This window comes from Armatimonadota bacterium (assembly GCA_013314775.1).
In the GTDB taxonomy this organism is placed as follows: domain Bacteria; phylum Armatimonadota; class Zipacnadia; order Zipacnadales; family JABUFB01; genus JABUFB01.
In genome coordinates this window covers 42,480-59,467 of the sequence record JABUFB010000011.1, presented here as the reverse complement: position 1 = coordinate 59,467, position 16,988 = coordinate 42,480, and the positions used below count along the sequence as shown (strand labels likewise).

The 16,988-nt window shown below is 63.8% G+C and carries 15 protein-coding genes; 12 read left to right on the top strand and 3 right to left on the bottom strand.

Features of this window, described 5'->3' with window-relative positions; genetic code table 11:
* Positions 1 to 24: 24 nt before the first annotated feature.
* The 4 genes from eno (at position 25) to HPY44_14760 (ending at position 4,253) form a co-directional block, all read left to right on the top strand.
* Positions 25 to 1,314, top strand: coding sequence for a phosphopyruvate hydratase (gene eno / locus HPY44_14775; GenBank protein ID NSW57276.1), 1,290 nt, complete (start codon positions 25 to 27; stop codon positions 1,312 to 1,314).
* A 361-nt stretch (positions 1,315 to 1,675) separates the two neighbouring features.
* Positions 1,676 to 2,443: a carboxypeptidase regulatory-like domain-containing protein gene (locus HPY44_14770; GenBank protein ID NSW57275.1), complete on the top strand. Its 768-nt coding sequence runs from the start codon at positions 1,676 to 1,678 to the stop codon at positions 2,441 to 2,443.
* A gap of 105 nt (positions 2,444 to 2,548) precedes the next feature.
* Positions 2,549 to 3,637, top strand: coding sequence for a hypothetical protein (locus HPY44_14765; GenBank protein NSW57274.1), 1,089 nt, complete (start codon positions 2,549 to 2,551; stop codon positions 3,635 to 3,637).
* A 28-nt stretch (positions 3,638 to 3,665) separates the two neighbouring features.
* On the top strand, positions 3,666 to 4,253 hold the full coding sequence (locus HPY44_14760; GenBank protein NSW57273.1) for a DUF1559 domain-containing protein: 588 nt from the start codon (positions 3,666 to 3,668) through the stop codon (positions 4,251 to 4,253).
* A 59-nt stretch (positions 4,254 to 4,312) separates the two neighbouring features.
* Here the strand turns inward: HPY44_14760 and HPY44_14755 are convergent, their stop codons facing one another.
* Together HPY44_14755 and HPY44_14750 are read right to left on the bottom strand one after the other, a co-directional pair.
* Positions 4,313 to 5,608, bottom strand: a complete 1,296-nt coding sequence (locus tag HPY44_14755) for an ISKra4 family transposase (protein ID NSW57272.1) — start codon at positions 5,606 to 5,608, stop codon at positions 4,313 to 4,315.
* Positions 5,598 to 8,042, bottom strand: coding sequence for a right-handed parallel beta-helix repeat-containing protein (locus tag HPY44_14750; GenBank protein NSW57271.1), 2,445 nt, complete (start codon positions 8,040 to 8,042; stop codon positions 5,598 to 5,600). The genes HPY44_14755 and HPY44_14750 overlap by 11 nt, the downstream gene beginning before the upstream one ends.
* Before the next feature lie 489 nt (positions 8,043 to 8,531).
* On the opposite strand from HPY44_14750, the gene modA reads away from it, so the two are divergent.
* Genes modA through HPY44_14715 form a run of 7 tightly spaced genes read left to right on the top strand, consistent with a single transcriptional unit; the run spans position 8,532 to position 13,244 of the window.
* Positions 8,532 to 9,386 carry a molybdate ABC transporter substrate-binding protein gene (gene modA, locus HPY44_14745; GenBank protein NSW57270.1) on the top strand — a complete coding sequence of 285 codons (855 nt, stop codon included), beginning with the start codon at positions 8,532 to 8,534 and terminating at the stop codon, positions 9,384 to 9,386.
* Positions 9,387 to 9,389: 3 nt separating this feature from the next.
* Positions 9,390 to 10,310 (top strand): molybdate ABC transporter permease subunit, encoded by a 921-nt coding sequence (modB, locus tag HPY44_14740; protein NSW57269.1) that lies wholly within the window; start codon positions 9,390 to 9,392, stop codon positions 10,308 to 10,310.
* Between the two features lie 36 nt (positions 10,311 to 10,346).
* A complete protein-coding gene (locus tag HPY44_14735) occupies positions 10,347 to 11,096 on the top strand; it encodes a HesA/MoeB/ThiF family protein (protein ID NSW57268.1) in 750 nt (249 codons plus the stop codon).
* Between the two features lie 15 nt (positions 11,097 to 11,111).
* Positions 11,112 to 11,387 carry a MoaD/ThiS family protein gene (locus tag HPY44_14730; protein NSW57267.1) on the top strand — a complete coding sequence of 92 codons (276 nt, stop codon included), beginning with the start codon at positions 11,112 to 11,114 and terminating at the stop codon, positions 11,385 to 11,387.
* Between the two features lie 35 nt (positions 11,388 to 11,422).
* Positions 11,423 to 12,181: a ThiF family adenylyltransferase gene (locus HPY44_14725; GenBank protein NSW57266.1), complete on the top strand. Its 759-nt coding sequence runs from the start codon at positions 11,423 to 11,425 to the stop codon at positions 12,179 to 12,181.
* Positions 12,178 to 12,720: a chromate transporter gene (locus HPY44_14720; GenBank protein NSW57265.1), complete on the top strand. Its 543-nt coding sequence runs from the start codon at positions 12,178 to 12,180 to the stop codon at positions 12,718 to 12,720. Before HPY44_14725 ends, HPY44_14720 begins: the two co-directional genes overlap by 4 nt.
* Complete coding sequence (locus tag HPY44_14715) at positions 12,717 to 13,244, top strand: chromate transporter (GenBank protein ID NSW57264.1); 528 nt, start codon at positions 12,717 to 12,719, stop codon at positions 13,242 to 13,244. The genes HPY44_14720 and HPY44_14715 overlap by 4 nt, the downstream gene beginning before the upstream one ends.
* Before the next feature lie 30 nt (positions 13,245 to 13,274).
* On the opposite strand, the gene HPY44_14710 is transcribed toward HPY44_14715, so the two are convergent.
* Positions 13,275 to 14,054: an NAD(P)-dependent oxidoreductase gene (locus HPY44_14710; GenBank protein ID NSW57263.1), complete on the bottom strand. Its 780-nt coding sequence runs from the start codon at positions 14,052 to 14,054 to the stop codon at positions 13,275 to 13,277.
* Between the two features lie 194 nt (positions 14,055 to 14,248).
* Between HPY44_14710 and HPY44_14705 the strand changes: the two genes are divergently transcribed.
* Positions 14,249 to 16,981, top strand: a complete 2,733-nt coding sequence (locus HPY44_14705; protein NSW57262.1) for a glycoside hydrolase family 127 protein — start codon at positions 14,249 to 14,251, stop codon at positions 16,979 to 16,981.
* The last annotated feature ends 7 nt before the right edge of the window (positions 16,982 to 16,988 follow it).

Sequence of the window (16,988 nt, the reverse complement as noted above, 5' to 3'; positions counted from 1 at the left end):
ATCTTCCGGAAGAGGGTGGAGAGCATGACGTATATCGAGAGCATTCGCGCCCGCGAGATCATGGACTCGCGCGGCAATCCCACCGTAGAAGTGGATGTCGAACTGTCGGGTGGCGCACGGGGACGCGCAGCGGTTCCGTCTGGCGCATCCACCGGCGAGCGCGAGGCGCTGGAACTGGTGGACGGCGACAAGAGCCGCTACCTGGGCAAGGGCCGCCTCAAGGCCGTGGCCAATGTCAATGAGAAGATCGCGCCTGAACTCGTGGGCTGGGACGCCACCGACCAGGTCGCTATCGACAAGATGATGATCGAGATGGACGGCACCGAGAACAAGTCCAATCTCGGCGCCAACGCGATCCTGGGCGTCTCCATGGCCGTCGCCAAGGCCGCTGCGGACGCCTTCGACCTGCCGGTGTACCAGTACATCGGTGGCGTCAACGCCAAGACCTTGCCCGTGCCGATGATGAACATTCTCAATGGTGGGCAGCATGCCGCGAACAACGTGGACCTGCAAGAGTTCATGATCATGCCCGTAGGCGCCTGCTGCTTCGCCGAGTGCCTGCGTTGGGGCGCCGAAGTGTTCCATGCCCTGGCCAAGGTTCTCAAGGAGCGCGGGCTGGCTTCCGGCGTGGGCGATGAGGGTGGCTTCGCGCCGAACCTCGAGTCCAACGAGGACGCCCTGAAGGCGATCATGGAGGCCATCGAGAAGGCCGGGTATTCCGCCGGCGACCAGATCCGCATCGCCCTGGACCCCGCCGCCAGTTCGTTCTATGACTCCTCCAAGGGCCGCTACGTGCTGTCCGGCGAGGGCCGCGAACTCACCTCCGACGAGATGATCGGTTACTATTCGGCTCTTGTGGACAACTATCCGATCATTTCCATCGAAGACGGCCTGGATGAGAATGACTGGGAGAGCTGGCCGAAGCTGCGCGCCGCCATCGGCGACCGCGTGCAGATCGTCGGCGACGACCTCACCGTCACCAACACCAAGTACCTGAAGCGCGCCATCGACGAAAAGGCCATCAACTCGATCCTGATCAAGGTCAACCAGATCGGCTCGCTCACCGAGACGCTGGATGCCATCGAGATGGCCAAGCGCGCGCAGATGACCGCCGTGGTATCCCACCGCAGCGGCGAGACCGACGACACCACCATCTCACACATCGTGGTGGGGACCAACGCCGGGCAGATCAAGACCGGCGCGCCGTCGCGCATGGACCGGGTCGCCAAGTACAACGAGCTTCTCCGCATCGAGGAGCAGCTTGGTTCCGTGGCCATCTACCCGGGCCTGTCGGCGTGGTACAACCTGGGCTAGAGCCCGGCAACAGACCGAAGCGAACACGAGCGGCCGTCCTGAGACATCGGGACGGCCGCTTTGCATGTGGCCCGACCGGTCGGCCGCACAACGGCCTTGACTTTGCCCCTCCCATTCGTATAATTGACACAAGTGGTCCGTCTCGCAACGTCGAGAATGGGTCGGGGAGGGGAAGCGCAGTGATTACCCTCAGGTCCAGGATCCAGGTTCACACCCGCCCGGAAGAGCGCACCCGGCACGGATTCCTGCCGGTGCGAGTCGCCCCCCCCCCCCCGCGCACCCCCTGCCGGACGACCTCCTCACAGCCACCGCCTGACAGTCGTACCTGCTGACCACATACACGGCGCGAGAGGTGAGAGGAATGTACCGAGTCAGCGTAGGAGTTCTGGTTGTGCTGTTGGTTGCGAGTATGGCGTATGCGGAGACCTACATGAAGTGGTGGCCCAGTCCGAACCCATTGGCGGCCACTGTCGGCGGATACGTGACCATTGCGGGGGGACAGACTCTCAACTACCTGGTCACGTCGACTGACAAGGACAGCGCGGACATCATGGAAGAAGGGGAGCCGACGGGGCACGGGGTCTTCATTGACCCCAGTTGGTGGGTGAGTGCGGACGGCAAACCCCTGATCGAGAGTTGCCAGGGAGGCTGGGGCTGGAGTGTGTACCTGATCGGCACAGACGGTGTCACGGGCACCTACACATACCAGTTCGTCGGGTGCGCCTTCCCTTGGGTGGAGTCCGTAGCTTTCCAGGCCGTGGATCGCTGGTGGTTCGACGATCAGGGGATGCACATGCCCGCCGACGAGGGGAGCCGCAACGATGACGAGGTGGGCCCCTATTCGAAGCCAGTGGAAGTCACGCCCTGCCGCGGCTGGGTGTACGGCACCGTGAAGGGGCCCGGCGGCGAAGGGATCTCCGCACACGTCGAACTCTACCAGTACGGACAGCCCACCGGGTACGCGGCCGACACCGACAACGGAGGGACGTACCAGATCCGCATGGTCTGGCCCGGTGGGTACGTCGCCAAGACTGATGCCATGATGGGCGGTGAGACGAATGTCACTGTGACCGCTGGCCAGGGGGCGCAGGCGGACATAACCGTTCAGGGAATGATGGGTGGCGGGTAACAGGCTCTCGCCGGAACGCCGGAGCGGCTATTGGACCTATTCAGGGGCGGGGACGGGCCCTAGATCGTCCCCACCCGGAGCCAATGCAGGAGGTGACACGCCGCCATGGGCGCACACATGCTGCGGTTTGCGGTAACAGCGGCGCTAGTGGCATGTATGGCAGACTCCGGCGCATGGTGCCAGTCTGCCGATGTTCTCCCACCAAACGGTTTTCCCGTTCACGCGTTGCTCTGGCCGCCGGACGTCGTTCCCGCGCGCGCACTTCTCGATGCAGAGGTGTCGATCGACGCCACAGGCACTGTCGTTGACATCGTCGCGCGGATCGCAGAAAGCGCGGAGCGCGACTGGATGTTGAGCGTCGCCCCCGGCGCGGAACTACGCGAAGCCCGTTTGACGGCTAACGCGGAGCCGGTATGGACTGTCCTTGACAGACTGCACGATGCCTTCGGCTATGACTGGGGCGTAGTGGAGTCCACCATCGTCTGCTGGCCTGCCATGCTTCCGGCCCAGGAGCGCGGGGAACCGGCGCCCGAACCGATGCCCGAACAGGCGGCAGGCGACGTAGGGAAGCCCATGCGTTTCGCCACGCCAGTTGATGTGTCCCAGGCCTTGGCTGGTGCGCGAGAAGCCGGCGCGCTGGCCGGATCGGTGGTCTTTCCCCACCCTGAGCTGGCGCCATGGCGGGTTGCGGGGTATCTGTCCGCCCCTGACAACCGGCGGTTCCTCGGGGCGTTCGCAGGGGCATTGGGCGCGACCGGCGACTATGCCGGAGTCTTCCTGCGACTTACTCTCGGCTCGTATCGACGCCTCGACGCAGCGATGCGGCTCATAGACGCGAGACCGGAGCTGTCCGGTCTCTCGGGCGAGGAACTCAGGTTGGGGTTCAGGAACGCTGTCGTTCCGCTGTTCTGCGCCCAACAATGGGCCATACTGCGCAGTCGGGGCTTCGTGGCCGAGATAGCGTTCCGTGAACTCCCGGATGAGGTCGCGGCTATGGTCGTGGCGAAGGTGCGCGAGGAATCCGGAAAGCGCCCACTCTCGTTCGAACCCGACTGGGGGCGCGCGCCTGAGATCAAGGTCACGGGCTGGCACAACTCGGGATGGCGCCGGACCGAAGCTGCATGGGTCCCGGTGCCGAGTCTGGCGGTGGTCGTCAATGTACCGTCGACGAACGGCGTGCTCCGCGGCCTCTAGCAGGCGCCTGCGCGGACGCGCGGCTTTCATGCTGATCGAGTTGCTGGTGGTCATCGCCATCATCAGTGTGCTGGCCGCGCTGTTGTTTCCTGTGTTCAGCGCCGCGCGCGCCAAGGCCCGGCAGGCGACCTGCGCCTCGAACATCCGCCAGGTGGGCGTCTCGCTGTTCATGTACGCGGACGACTGGGACGGCATGCTGCCCCCGGCGACCACCAAGATGCCCGGCGGGCGCTTTTCCACGGAGTGGCAGGGGCAACTGGATATCGTCTGGTGGGACCTGGTGTACCCCTACCTGCGCAACGAGAGGGTGCTGTACTGTCCCGATGCGCCGCCGTACCTGCCCACCTACCGCGTGAACAGCGAGATGACCTTCGTGACCCCGGGGGCCCTTGATGCCTGCATGGACCCGTCCCGCACTCTCATGCTTCTGGACGGACAGGTGCCGAACGAGGAAGGCGAGCGCTTGAACATCCCCGCACTCGGAGCTGCCGCTCACCCCCTGATAGATGAGTGCATGTACCACCACGGGAAGTGCCAGGTCTGCTTTGCTGACGGCCACGTGAAGCTGCTGACCATGGCGCAGTTGGAGGACCCGTCTCTGTGGAGCATAGACTGATGCCCGCGCGTCGCGACTGATCGCGGGGTGCGACTCAGTTTTGTAGGTAGATTCACGTTTCATGCTGCTTTGGCCACACGAAGGACTCGATTTTGCTCTCCGCTTAGCAGGGCACAGCGCACCGCCAGCACCGCGTCGGCACCTCGGCCCGACCAGCGCATTCCGCTGCGCTTCAGACGTGCGCCCACTACCGTCTTACAGCCCGCCTCCACCGGCCCGCTGCCAATCATCAACCCCGCCGCCCGGTAACGGGCGTACTGCATGCGCTGGTGGTTGTTCGTGAAGTATCGTGTCTCGCGGGCGACTGCCTCGCGCTGGGCATCGGTCTTCGGTTGCATCCGTTTCAAAGCCCGCAGCAAAGTCCCCGGACCGCGCTGTTTGAGCCACCGGCAATGGTCATTGGCCCACCGTTTGCCATTCAGATCCCCCTCACCATAGTAGTCTTTCGCCAGCGCGTGGATGTGCTCGCACGCGTGCCAATAGTCCACGATCTCAATCGCCCCCGGATAGTGGTGCGCCGACAGGTTCCAGATCCACTCCGCCCCGTCGCCGATCACCACCACTGTCGAAGCCTGGGCGACCCCCGACTGGGCCGCCGCCACGTACAGCCGATGGCCGAATTTCTCCGCAGGCTCCTGGGCCGCCACGTAGCGCATATTGCGCGCCTTATCGATCCCGTCCGTGCCCGTAAGGCCTTCATACACCACCCCCGTTTTGACCTCATGGAACGCCCCGTCAATGTGCGCGCTGGCGCCGTCCATGCTCACGTACAGCCGCTGTGGGGCGTCTTGCACCAGCGGCGAGATCTGCTCCACATCGTAGCTTTGCATCAACTCCGCATCCTCCCCGCGCAGACGCCCGCCCACTTCATCCATCACCCGCTCCGAACCGCTCTCTTCGATGCAGAAGCCAAGCAGCCGCTTCAGCAACGATACCCCTTCGCCATACGTCAGCCGACCAATCGTCTCTGCCACAAGACACTTCGCCATCGGGCTCCACATCAACGTGCTAATCCCCTGATCACGGTCCCACGGCACATGACCCCTTCGGCAGTGCTTACAGTGGTAGTAAGCCCGCTTCACGACAACCGGCCCATAGATCGTCCCAAGCGTCCGCTCGCGGTAATTGACGAACCGCGCCTTGCGACCACAGTCGCATGGAATGCTGCTCTTGCGATAGCCCATTGTCGGGTCCACACGGCTCAGACCATGCTCCACCACCGCCTGCCCCACACACTGGCTGACTTCCAAAGCGAACTCCTCCAACTCCGTCACGTCCCCCGCGGACGCCTGCTGGTCCACCCATTCTCTGATACGCGACTGAAGGTCTGCGCGGCTCTGCTGGCTAATAGACATGTGGGCCGTCCTCCCGTGAGACTGGTGTTTGTGAGCGCAACTCCATTCTCGCTCCAAGAGGACGGCTCCTGCCATATCCGCCCCAAAACCCACCTACTCTCGCGGAATGCACCCCACCTTTGCTGTCCGGCTTGACAGGAGGCACAAAGTCGGTCTTCGCGTACACCGTGACCGGGCGGGAGAAGCCGTTGGGGAGCCTGATGAGGAAAGCTCCCCGGTACACCTTCCGCGCTTGCATCCTGTCCGGGATGAGGGTTACGGAGAGCTGCACCGTCTGCCCGGACTGCAGGACGCCTTTCTCCGGTGTCACGGCGAACCAGTCGAATGCATCGTTCTTGGCGATGCGGAAGGGGCTGGAGAAGTCTCGGTCTTCCACCGTGGTCACAATGGTCTTCGTGCTACCCGCCCGTACTTCATCCGGTGAGAAGCGGAGGTGGTATCGGTCCAGCCGCACAGGGATCGGGCGCTCGGGTAGCGTCGCGCCGGAACCGGCAGCAATGGCACCCATGTCCACTTTGCCGTCTGCCGAGGGCGCAAAGTTGGGTATTTCCGTGCCGCTGCCCACGGCCTTCGATGTGCCTGTCGGCTCGTACAAGCCCGCTTCGGCGTCCGTGAAGCCGGGTTCGCCGTGGATGCTGTTGGGGTCGCGCACATCCTCTTCGGTGGACAGCAGGTTGTAGTCGATCTCCGACTGTGGCGAACGCTTGCGGCCGGTCACGGCAGACCTTCCGGCGAAAATGTTGTTCTTCGCGACAATGCGCAAGTTGCCCGGCAGGTTGAGGTCTCCGGAATCGCCATAGCACGTATTGTTGAAGATGAAGGAGACAGCGCTGGGGCCGTTTGCATAAGAGGAGGTCTTAATCGTCTGTCCGCCCACCCCGCGCTCGTCGCCCATGTTCACCAGCAGGTTCTGGAATACGTATGACGGGCTGGACATGCACCCCTGGATGCTGACGCCGCACAGGCAACCTTCGAACCTGTTGCGGAAGACCCGGACGTTGGTCTGCCCCCCGTCTATCTCGAGGGCGTCGTCATTAGCGAAGCACATGAAGTTCCCGTAGATGTCGGCGTCCCGGTTGAAGCCGCCATTCAGGTCGAAATTGCCAGCGCCCTCGATCGCGTCGTTCCACCGGTGCAGGTCGCTGCCGATGAAGTCGTTATAGCGAATGACCGTAGACTGAGGCTTGTCGATGCCCACTGCCTGCGGGCCTGCGGGATGCGAGCAGTACCAGGGGTTGGCGGTGTTCACCGGGTCGTGGATGTAGCAGCGCTCCACCACCGTGCCGAGGCTCTTGCGGACGAGGATAGCGCTGTCCCAGTTGATCGCCTCGCCGGCTTGCGTGTAGAACTTGCCGTCCAGGTCGAACCGCTGCGTACCGATCCTGCCCCAGCCCGCGATGTCGCAGTTGGCGATGCGGACGTGCTCGCATTTGTCGATGGCGATGGCCTCCTTCAGTCCCCCGCGCAACGTCAGGCCGTCCAGAATGACATGCTTTGCTCTCCTGAGTTCAATGAGCGGGCCCTGCCGGTCATTGCGCAACACAAAGCCCTCACGCGCTGTGTACCGGATCCAGCCGTCGCGCGATCCCGCGTCGGTGATCACCAGGTGCCCGTCGAAGCTGGCCTCGTCCAGCACCACCGTTTTCGCGATGGGCACATCGGAACTCCACGTGGTGAAGTTGGTGTTGGCCAGGATGTTCCCCTCGCCGTCGGAAAGCTCCAGTTCGTACGTGGTGTTCTCCGCCAGATTGACGATACTGCCACGGTACATGCCGTCTTCTTGAAAGTAGGCGGGGGGAAATGCCGGCTGCCATTGGCCGCCCTTCTCGCGGAACCGCATCTGCAGCGAATCCAGCCTGGGACTGGTGAAGTACACGGAACAGGCATTGAAAAGCGGTACCACGGCGAACGGGGGCACCTCAAGCCTGACGTTCGGGCCGGCTTCCCGCTCTTTGATGAGCGCCTGCTCGGCCTCAGTCAGCTTCTCTGCGAACTTTACGTACCTGTAGGTAATGTTCTCTCCGTCACCATTGGCATAGAGGCATGTCTCGATGTCAATTGATCCTGTCCACCCATACTGGCTGCGCATGTCCACCGCATACAGCCCGGGCCTGTCCATCTCAACCGAGACCCGCTTGTCATAGGGATCGCGCCGGATCAACTTGACCGTTCCGCCATCCGAGATGGATGCGACCTCGACCACGAAAAACGGCGTCTTGTCGACGTCGACAGTGAACACCTTGCTTGCAGTGACCCACGCCGGCTCCCCGTCGGCATCCTGCAGATACAGGCTTCCCGCCTCCGCTTTGATGGTCCCCGGGGTGGACTCAAACAGCCGCCACCCCCCCTGGGAGAAGTCGTCAACGATCTGCGCCTGAACCTGGGACAGGAGAAGAGCTGAGGCTAAGAGTACCCATCCGCCAGAAGCTTTCATGGCATGCGTCCCCCAGACTGCGACGGGATCCGACCTCTTGGGCACGAGGACTTGAGTACAGCGCCGATGCGAGTACGGATCCTCATGATATGCGCCAGTGGAATAATAGCGCACAGTCGGGCATGCGCGAAAGACGTTTGCACTGGCCGAAGTCATTCTTGTCTGCAGGCGATTTGCTTCTTGCCATCGCGCGCGGGCGGTAGGAAATGCGCAGACGCCCAGGGTTGCGCAGTTATGACTGCACAGGTCTGTTCGGACGGCCGGGGCGGACGGTGATCTTGCGCTATTCTTCCTGTTTCCTTCCCTCATTGCACGTTGCTAATCCCTATTATTACAGTAGGAATTAGACCAGGGTTCGCCGCGGACGCTTCGGATCGGTACCTGTTGCAGCCGCGGACAGGGCTCGCACTTCTCTGTGCAAGGCCGCGCGGCAGCCGGCAACAGCAGACCGGGCAAACAGCGCGCGATCGTGTCGATCGGAGGACCCCATTGGTACGCGCCCGACTCGCCCTTGTCGTCACAGCAATCTCACTACTGGGCATTGCGGTGCTCGGTGGTTGTCAGGCTCCCCGGGAGAGTGCAGAGCGGGTGATTGCAGCCGCGCCTGAGCACGCCGACCCCGCAGATATGCAGCGCCCGGCCGACGCAATCACGGTTTTCGCTGGTGCCGCTTCGAAGCCCGCGCTGGAGCAACTCGCCAGCGTCTACGAGGCGCGTTCTGGCGTCAAGGTCGACATCACTTTCGGCGGGTCCGGTGCTGTGCTGACCCAGTTCACGCAGGAGCAGTACGGAGACGTATACATCCCGGGCTCGGATGACTTTATGGACAAAGCCGAAGCGAAGGGCGCAGTGCTGAAGGATACCCGCACGCCACTGGTTGATCTCGTGCCCACGATCTGCGTGGCGAAGGGGAATCCGAAGGACATCCAGGGACTGGAAGACCTCGCGCGGGATGGCCTGCGAGTAGTCATCGGGGACATCAAGGCGGTGTGCCTCGGCGACATCGCACAGCAGATGCTCCAGGCAGAGGGGCTCTGGGACAAGGTCGAGCCGCGCATCGTGTCCTACGCCGGCAATTGCGAAGACGTGTTGAATACGCTCCTGCTCGGCGAGGCAGACGCGGTGATCGGGTGGGACGCCTGGCCCCGCCAGTACCCCGAGAAGGTGGAGGGTGTAGCCCTGCCGGCCGGAATCGCCCGGCCCCGGAACATCCCCGCCGCTGTGATCAAATGGTCGAAGCAGCCGGAAGCTGCGAAGGCCTTCATTGAGTTCCTGACTGCAGAGGAAGCGCAGAGCAGTTTCAAGGAGCACGGCTATACGGTACACCGACAGGAGCCGCAGTAGAGCATGGAGGATGCCCTCATCGGAAGCGCGGAACGAGACTGGGAGAGCGGGGCAGAGCAGCTTGAGCTGTCCTCGTCTCCGGCCAGACGGACGCTGATATCTACCTTTGCCGAACACACCGTGCATCTGGATCGAGGCCTGGCCGGGGTCCTGCTTGTTGGCATCGCGACGCTGTATGTGGTTCTCGCGGTCGGCCCCCTTGCCGGCCTGTTCTTCTACGCCCCGCTGCAGCGCCTCCTTAGTCCCGAGGCAATCGAAGAATTCCGGCGAACGTTGGCCCTGACCTTGCAGGCCAGCGTGTTGTCCACCGGCTTTGCGATCCTGCTCGGGCTGCCTACGGCCCTCTGCCTGGCGCGCGTTCATTTCCGGGGCAAGCGATTGATGAACTCGCTGATCGAGTTGCCCATCGCCTTGCCGCCGCTCGTGATGGGTGTCGCGCTGATACTCGTCTGGGGTCGGCGCGGGATACTGGGGCATTTCCTGGCTGACGCCGGGCATCCGCTCTCATTCACCTTCCCCGCTGTCGTGATCGCCCAATTCGTGGTGTCTTCGCCCTTTCTGGTGCGCATCGCGAAGGCCGCCATCGAGCAGGTCCCACGCTCCCTTGAGGAAGCCGCGTGGACCCTCGGCTACAGTCGCCTGGCGACCTACCGGCTGGTGACCCTGCCACTTGCGAGAAGCGGCATCCTTGCCGGCATTCTCACCTGCTGGGCCCGGGCGATGGGCGAGTTCGGCGCGACGGTGCTGTTCGCCGGAAGCTTCCCGGGGCGCACACAGACCGCCCCGCTGGCGATCTTCAGCCTGATGCAGTCCGACGTAGACACCGCGGTGGGTCTTGCGTTGATCATGCTGGTGTTCTCCGTGTTCGCCTTCGGTGCGGCTCAGTGGGGGCTCTTGAGCAGGCCCTCGCACGCACCGGATTAGCGCCCGAACCGCTGCTGAAGACGGGAGTGTATCGTTTTGTTCGAACTGACCGAGTTCGAGTTGGAGAAGTACAAGCGGCAGATTCAGATTCCAGGGTTTGGGGTGGAGGCCCAGGCGAAGCTTCGCAACTCGTCGGCTCTGGTGACACGCCTGGGCGGTTTGGGTGGCCCGACTGCGATCTGGCTTGCGGCGGCGGGCATCGGGAAGCTCGTCATCGCCCACGCAGGAGACCTGACGCCATCGAATCTGAACCGCCAGATTCTCATGCGAGGCGACGGCATTGGCAAACCGAGGGCCCCCCAGGCTCAGGAGACGCTGCTGCGCTTCAACCCGGACCTTGAAGTCGTGGCGTATGCTGCCAACGCAAGCGAGGAGAACGCCGCAGATTGGGTGTCCCAGGTGGACATCGTCTGCGACACGTCGCCGGATTTCACCGAACGCCTGATCCTCAACCGAGAATGCTGGCGACAAGGCAAGCCTATGATCGACAGCGGCATGAACGGCATGGAAGCGCAGATCACCGCCATCGTGCCGCCCGACACGCCCTGCCTGGAGTGCCTCGTGCCGGAAGTTCCGGACTGGTGGGACCCCATGGGCTTTGGTGTGCTGGGAGCCCTGTCGGGAAGCCTCGGAGCACTGACGGCGCTGGAGGCCGTGAAGGTTCTCACCGGGTACGGCGAGCCACTCACCGGAAGGCTCCTCGTGTACGACGGGGAGGATATGAGTTTCGACGTCTACTCCATCCACCGCCGCCGGGACTGCCCCGTCTGCGGCGACGCAAGCTGAAGCGGAGGTCCACCCATGCCCGCAGTCATCAAACTGCCCACTCCATTGCGCAGGCACACGAACCACCAGAAGACCCTCACGACTGCCGCCGGCAGCGTAAACGACGCCTTGATGGAGCTGGTGGCCGCATTCCCGGGTGTGCAGGGCTCGCTGTATGACGAAGCCGGTGAACTGAAGTCTTTCGTCCGCGTTTTCGTGGACGGACGAGATATCCACGATCTTGATGGTCTTGCCACGCCACTGCGGGACGGCGCCGTGGTGTCAATAGTGCCCCCGGTCGCTGGGGCGTAAATGGGCTTCGCGGGGCAAGAAAGGCGAAGGATCGTATGGCGCTAATGCAGGGCATGGAACGGTATGAACGGCAGATACTGTTCGGGCCGGTAGGCGAGGCTGGGCAGGCAGGGCTGTGTGGCAAGCTTGTACTGGTGGCCGGAGTGGGCGCGCTTGGCACCAACGCGGCCGGCATGCTGGTTCGCGCCGGGGTGTCTGTGCGCCTGGTCGATCACGACACCGTTGAACTATCCAACCTTCAGAGACAGTCGCTCTATGACGAGACCGATGTCGCCGCGGGGCAACCCAAGGTCCATGCGGCTGCAGAGAAGCTCCGAGCCTGCAACTCCCGGGTGGCTATCGAGCCCATTGTCGCGCGCCTCGACTCGGACAATGTCGCCGAACTGGCCGCTGGCACGGATCTGATCATCGACGGAGTGGACAACTTCGCGGCCAAGTTCGCCCTGAACCGGGCAGCCTGCGAGGCCGACATCCCCTTCATCTACGGGGCTGTGTCCGGCTCCTACGGGCTGACCAAGGTGATCCGCCCCGGGCGAGACGCGTGCCTGTGCTGCCTTTACTGCACTGAGCCGGACCGCGATTCCAGCGAGACGGCCGCTACGGCAGGTGTGATCGCGCCGGTGGTGAATATAATCGCCTCGCTGCAGGTTGCGGCGGCACTGAAGATACTTGCGGGCTGCGACTGCGACACGGTAGAGGATCTGGTTCAGGTGGATGTGTGGGATGTGGAGATGTGCCGGATTCCCGTTGCGCGCCGCGTGGACTGCCCGGCGTGCGGAGGTCTCATCGGGTGAGATTGACTACTCTGGCCGCGAAGTTCCTGCGCATCGGCGCCACCGGATTTGGCGGACCGATGGCTCTTGTCGGGCTCATGCAGCACCAGTTGGTGGAGAAGTCCCACGATGTGAGTGAGGAAGACTTCGCAGAAGGCGTCGCGATCGGTCAGGTGCTCCCTGGACCGGTGGCGGTGGACTGCGCAACCCACATCGGGCTCAGGCTGCGAGGTCTGCCGGGTGCAATCGTGAGCACCGTGGCGCTGATCCTGCCCGCGTTCGTGCTGATGCTGGTGCTGACGCCGTTGTACCTCGCCCACGGCAGGATCCCCCAAGTCGCCGGGTTCTTCATGGGGGTTGGGCCCGCCGTGCTGGCCATAATTCTGGCAACTGCGTGGCGGATGGGTGCAAAGAACGTCACAGACCGGGCAGGCCTGTTGATTGCTCTGGCCGCGGGAGTCTCCACAGTAGCCGGTGCGAACCCCGCGATCGTCATCCTCGCGGCCGGTCTCGCCGGGCTGGTTATCTATCGGCCGAAACATGAGGAGGACCAGCCGTGAACGAGGTCTTTCAGCTTTGCCTGGTCTGCCTGCGCGTGGGGGCCCTTGTGTTTGGCGGCGGGCTGGTGATGATCCCGCTCATGCAAGCGGACGTGGTGGACAGGTACCATTGGCTCACCCAGCAGGAGTTCGTGGATGCCGTTGCTCTTGGCCAGATGACCCCAGGCCCGGTACTGGTGACCGCAAGCTTCGTGGGCTACAAAGTGGGGGGGGTAGTGGCCGCGGCACTGGCGACCATCTGCATTTTTCTGCCCTCCTTCGTGATGACCGTGCTCGCCTCAAACCGGCTTTCCCGGTTGCAGGGAAACAAGCGGGTGATGGCGTTTGTCAAAGGTGTGCGTCCCGGGGTTGTCGGGCTTATCGTGGCGGCGGCCGTCCCGATTGCGCGCAACAGTTGCGGTACTCTCCCCCAGGCGCTGCTGGCCGTCCTGGCGCTGGGCGCGCTCCTTTGGAAGCGCGTCGACGCGGGGATTGTGGTGGTCGCCTGCGGCCTGATCGGCCTGGCTGTGTGGTCGGGCAGCTGATGCTCCCGAGGGTGAAAACGTGGCGCCAATTCATCCCTGTTGTGCGCGCGGCAGGCCGTCCGGGCCGAAGGCATATCGGGGCTCCCAGCCCAGGTCCAGTCTGGCTTCTGCCAAGTCCCAGCGACCTCCAGAATCCGCCCCCACAATGTGCACAAGCGAGTACGCGGGATCGGTAACATGCAGGGCCAGCGCGATGGCGCGGACCACGTCATCAGCATGCACACGCGACGACGCCGGCGCCAGGGGATTCTGCTTCGTGACATCCGGGATGAACACGTTCCCGATCCAGGCCCCATCGCCCTCAGGCAGGTAGATCGTCCCCAGCCGCAGGACCGCAATTGGCAGCCCGAAGTTGCAGTGGAACATGCGGCAGATGTCCTCGCCAAACCCCTTGGTCAGGCCGTAGATGGAGTTGCTGTAGTGCCGGGTCTGGGAATCCGCGTGGGTGTCGGCCGGCAGGCCGTCCAGTGCACTCACCGAGCTGATATGCACGAAGCGCTTCACGTCTCCCTCGAGTGCGGCTTGCAGCATGTTGCAGGTCCCGGTGGCGTGAACCTGGATGGACGCGGGGGCGTATCGCAGAGCCTCTCGGGCGCTACAGGGTGGCCAGTCGAGAATGGCCATGTGGACGACAGCGTCACAGCCTGCAACGGCAGTGCGCGCCGCCACAAGGTCAGTCACATCCAGTGGGACAAAACGCGCATCATCCAGCCGTGCCACGTCAGTCAGCACCAGGTCATGCTCAGCGTCCAACGCCTTCGCCAGCTTGCGCCCCAGTCTGCCGGCTGCTCCGGTTACGAGAACCCTCATTGCTGTGTTCCTCTTCGTCGATTTCTCTGTCGCGACTGGTTCCGCTTGGGCCCCTGCCGCACCTGCGCCTGGCCCCTGAGAAGGCCAATACCTGAGCCGGCAGGGAGGTGTCCGTCGCGCCGGCGCGTAATCAATGGGCTGTATTCGGAGCTCAGGTGATACCGACATCCCTGTCTCCAATGAGGTGACTGAAGATGCTGATCACCACCCCCTTCGCTCTTGCCCTCTATGCGGCCTCACTCAACGCACAGGGCGAGATGGCCTGCGAACCCTCACCCGGAGCGCGATGTGACTTCGCCGGGGTGGTGGGAGAGCGCGTTGACGCCAACCTGCGCAATTGGCTGCTCCCGATGCCCGAGGCCAATCCAGGGATCATTGAGATGATGCGCCGTCGTGACCGGAAGCCTGAGCCTGATCTGCTGCCGTGGTCGGGCGAGTTCGCAGGCAAGCATCTCATCGCCGCCATCCAGGCGCGTCGCATGGTGGAAAGCGCCGAACTGGATCAGAGCATTCGGCAGATGATCGCTGATCTCGGGGCATGCCAGGCGGAGGACGGTTACCTCGGTCCGTGGCCGAAGGAGCAGCGCCTTCTGGGTCAGTGGGACTTGTGGGGGCATTACCACATTCTGACAGCGCTCCTCGACTGGCACCAGGACACCGGGGACGTCGATGCCCTGCGAATTGCCCGGGGGATCGGCGACTGCGTCTGCGGGACCTACCTGGACACCGGCAAGCGGGTCGTCGACGCCGGCAGCCCGGAGATGAACATGGCGATACTTACCGGCCTGGTGCGGCTGTACAGGGTAACCGGAGAAGAACGCTACCTGCGCATGGCGCGCGAGGTGGAGAAGGACTGGGAACAGGCCGGCGACTACCTCCGCCAGGGCCTCGCAGGCATCCCGTTCTTCCGCACCCCGAAACCCCGCTGGGAGAGCCTGCACGATCTGCAGGGGCTGGTGGAGTTGTACCGTGTCACCGGTGAGGAACGCTACAAGACCGCGTTCACTAACCTCTGGCATTCCATACGCCGGCTGGATGTACACAACACCGGCGGATTCTCCACTGGCGAGCAGGCCGTCGGCGACCCCTATGCCGCCGGGGCTATCGAGACCTGTTGCACCGTTGCCTGGATGGCCATCTGCGCGAACATGCTGCAACTCACCGGCGATGTGATTGCCGCTGACGAGCTTGAGCGGTCCACGTACAACGGCGGCATCGGCGCACAGCACCCCTCGGGGCGATGGTGGACGTACAACACGCCGATGGATGGCGTCCGCCGTGCCAGCGCCCACGACATCGTCTTTCAGGCGCGTCCCGGTACGCCGGAACTCAACTGCTGCTCGGTGAACGCGCCCCGGATCCTCGGGGTGCTCAGCGAATGGGCCGTCTTGCGTGATACAGAGGGGCTGCGCGTCTGCTTCTACGGTCCGGGCGTAGCGCATGTCAGTCTGGCGGACGGAACGCCTGTTGCCATTCAGCAGGAGACCCGATATCCGCTGGATGGTGAAATCACTCTGACCATCGACATCGACGAACCTCGAGAATTCTCCCTCCGGCTACGCATCCCCGGCTGGTCCGCGTCTAGTGTCGTGAGGTTCAATGGCGAGCCTGTGGCCGGGGTGAACCCCGGGAGCTGGCTCGCACTGAGACGCGAATGGCGCAGGGGTGACCGAATTGAGCTGAGTTTCGACATGTCGCTGCGGGCCGAGGGAGGCGAGGGCGCCTGTGTCGGCCGGGCATGCATCTTCAGGGGGCCGCTGCTCCTTGCCTGGGACCAGCGCTTCAACCGGCTGGACGAGCACGAGCTGCCGGCTCTGGATATGCGGGCCCTGAACCCCGTCGACCTGCCAATCGGCGATCGGCGCCCCCGTCCGTGGCTGCTGGTGGAGGTGGGCCCCCCTGACAGGCGCGTGGTCCTGTGCGATTTCGCAAGCGCCGGCGCCGCGGGCAATCCCTACCGCAGTTGGCTCCCGGCAACTGGTGCCGGGCCCGGCGTATTCCATCTGACCGAACCCGCAGACGGTGCGCGACTCGCGCCAGGCGAACTGCTCTTTGCCTGGGTACCGCCTGCCCGGCCACAGCCCGTGGACGTGGGGCAGACCCTCGTCATCAGTAGGGAACCTGGCGGTCCGGTGGTTCACACCAGTCACCCCGACGTGCCGTACCAGGTGGTGGACCTGCAGCCGGGCCTGTATGCCTGGCAGGTGGTCCGCGAACGCGACGGGGTTTCGCGAAGGAACTCAGGCGGCTGGCGGACACTGACTGTGGAGGCGGGAGCTCCCACGCAGGGGATACCGATTCCGGTGCCACTGAAGGTTCGCGAAGACGGAGCCGTGGTTGCTGCGCCGCTCACTGGGGCTCCGGAGCCACTGTTCGGTCAACTCGTCCGGGCCGAGAAACTGCTCCCGGCCGAGCGCGATGGAGACCCGGCCGGCGCGATCGGCCTCAATGGCCGAGACAGCAAGCTCATCTACGGTTTTGCGTACTGGCCGACTGGAGACTACAGCGCCTCCGCATGGTTCTACCTGGAGGAATACCCCCAGGGCCGCATCGCCCAGGTGGTCAGCGGATGGTGCCAAGGCGGAGATGACCCGCTGCGGATCACCATCGATGATGGCAAGGTGGTCGCGCGAATCGAGGGGATCTGGACGCAGCCCATGGCGGGTGTCCCGGTGGAGTTGGGCCGCTGGTATCACGTGGCCGCGGTCAGACAGGAGGGCAGCCTAATGCTCTATCTGGACGGGCAACTGGCCGGAAACACAGCCTGCGCCTCCACCGGTCCCTTCACGCAGAGCGCCGCCGTGGGTGTGGGCTGCAATCCGCTGTACGCCGGCAATGAATGTCTCCCGGGACGCGTGGCGGAGTTCATGCTGTACGCTCGCGCCCTGAGTCCGGAAGAGGTCGCCCGTCAAGCAAGCGCCAGGTGACCAGGAA

Coding starts and splice junctions, on each gene's coding strand:
- eno (NSW57276.1), top strand. CDS start 25: ATGACGTATATCGAGAGCATTCGCGCCCGCGAGATCATGGACTCGCGC.
- HPY44_14770 (NSW57275.1), top strand. CDS start 1,676: ATGTACCGAGTCAGCGTAGGAGTTCTGGTTGTGCTGTTGGTTGCGAGT.
- HPY44_14765 (NSW57274.1), top strand. CDS start 2,549: ATGGGCGCACACATGCTGCGGTTTGCGGTAACAGCGGCGCTAGTGGCA.
- HPY44_14760 (NSW57273.1), top strand. CDS start 3,666: ATGCTGATCGAGTTGCTGGTGGTCATCGCCATCATCAGTGTGCTGGCC.
- HPY44_14755 (NSW57272.1), bottom strand. CDS start 5,608: ATGTCTATTAGCCAGCAGAGCCGCGCAGACCTTCAGTCGCGTATCAGA.
- HPY44_14750 (NSW57271.1), bottom strand. CDS start 8,042: ATGAAAGCTTCTGGCGGATGGGTACTCTTAGCCTCAGCTCTTCTCCTG.
- modB (NSW57269.1), top strand. CDS start 9,390: ATGGAGGATGCCCTCATCGGAAGCGCGGAACGAGACTGGGAGAGCGGG.
- HPY44_14730 (NSW57267.1), top strand. CDS start 11,112: ATGCCCGCAGTCATCAAACTGCCCACTCCATTGCGCAGGCACACGAAC.
- HPY44_14725 (NSW57266.1), top strand. CDS start 11,423: ATGGCGCTAATGCAGGGCATGGAACGGTATGAACGGCAGATACTGTTC.
- HPY44_14710 (NSW57263.1), bottom strand. CDS start 14,054: ATGAGGGTTCTCGTAACCGGAGCAGCCGGCAGACTGGGGCGCAAGCTG.
- HPY44_14705 (NSW57262.1), top strand. CDS start 14,249: ATGCTGATCACCACCCCCTTCGCTCTTGCCCTCTATGCGGCCTCACTC.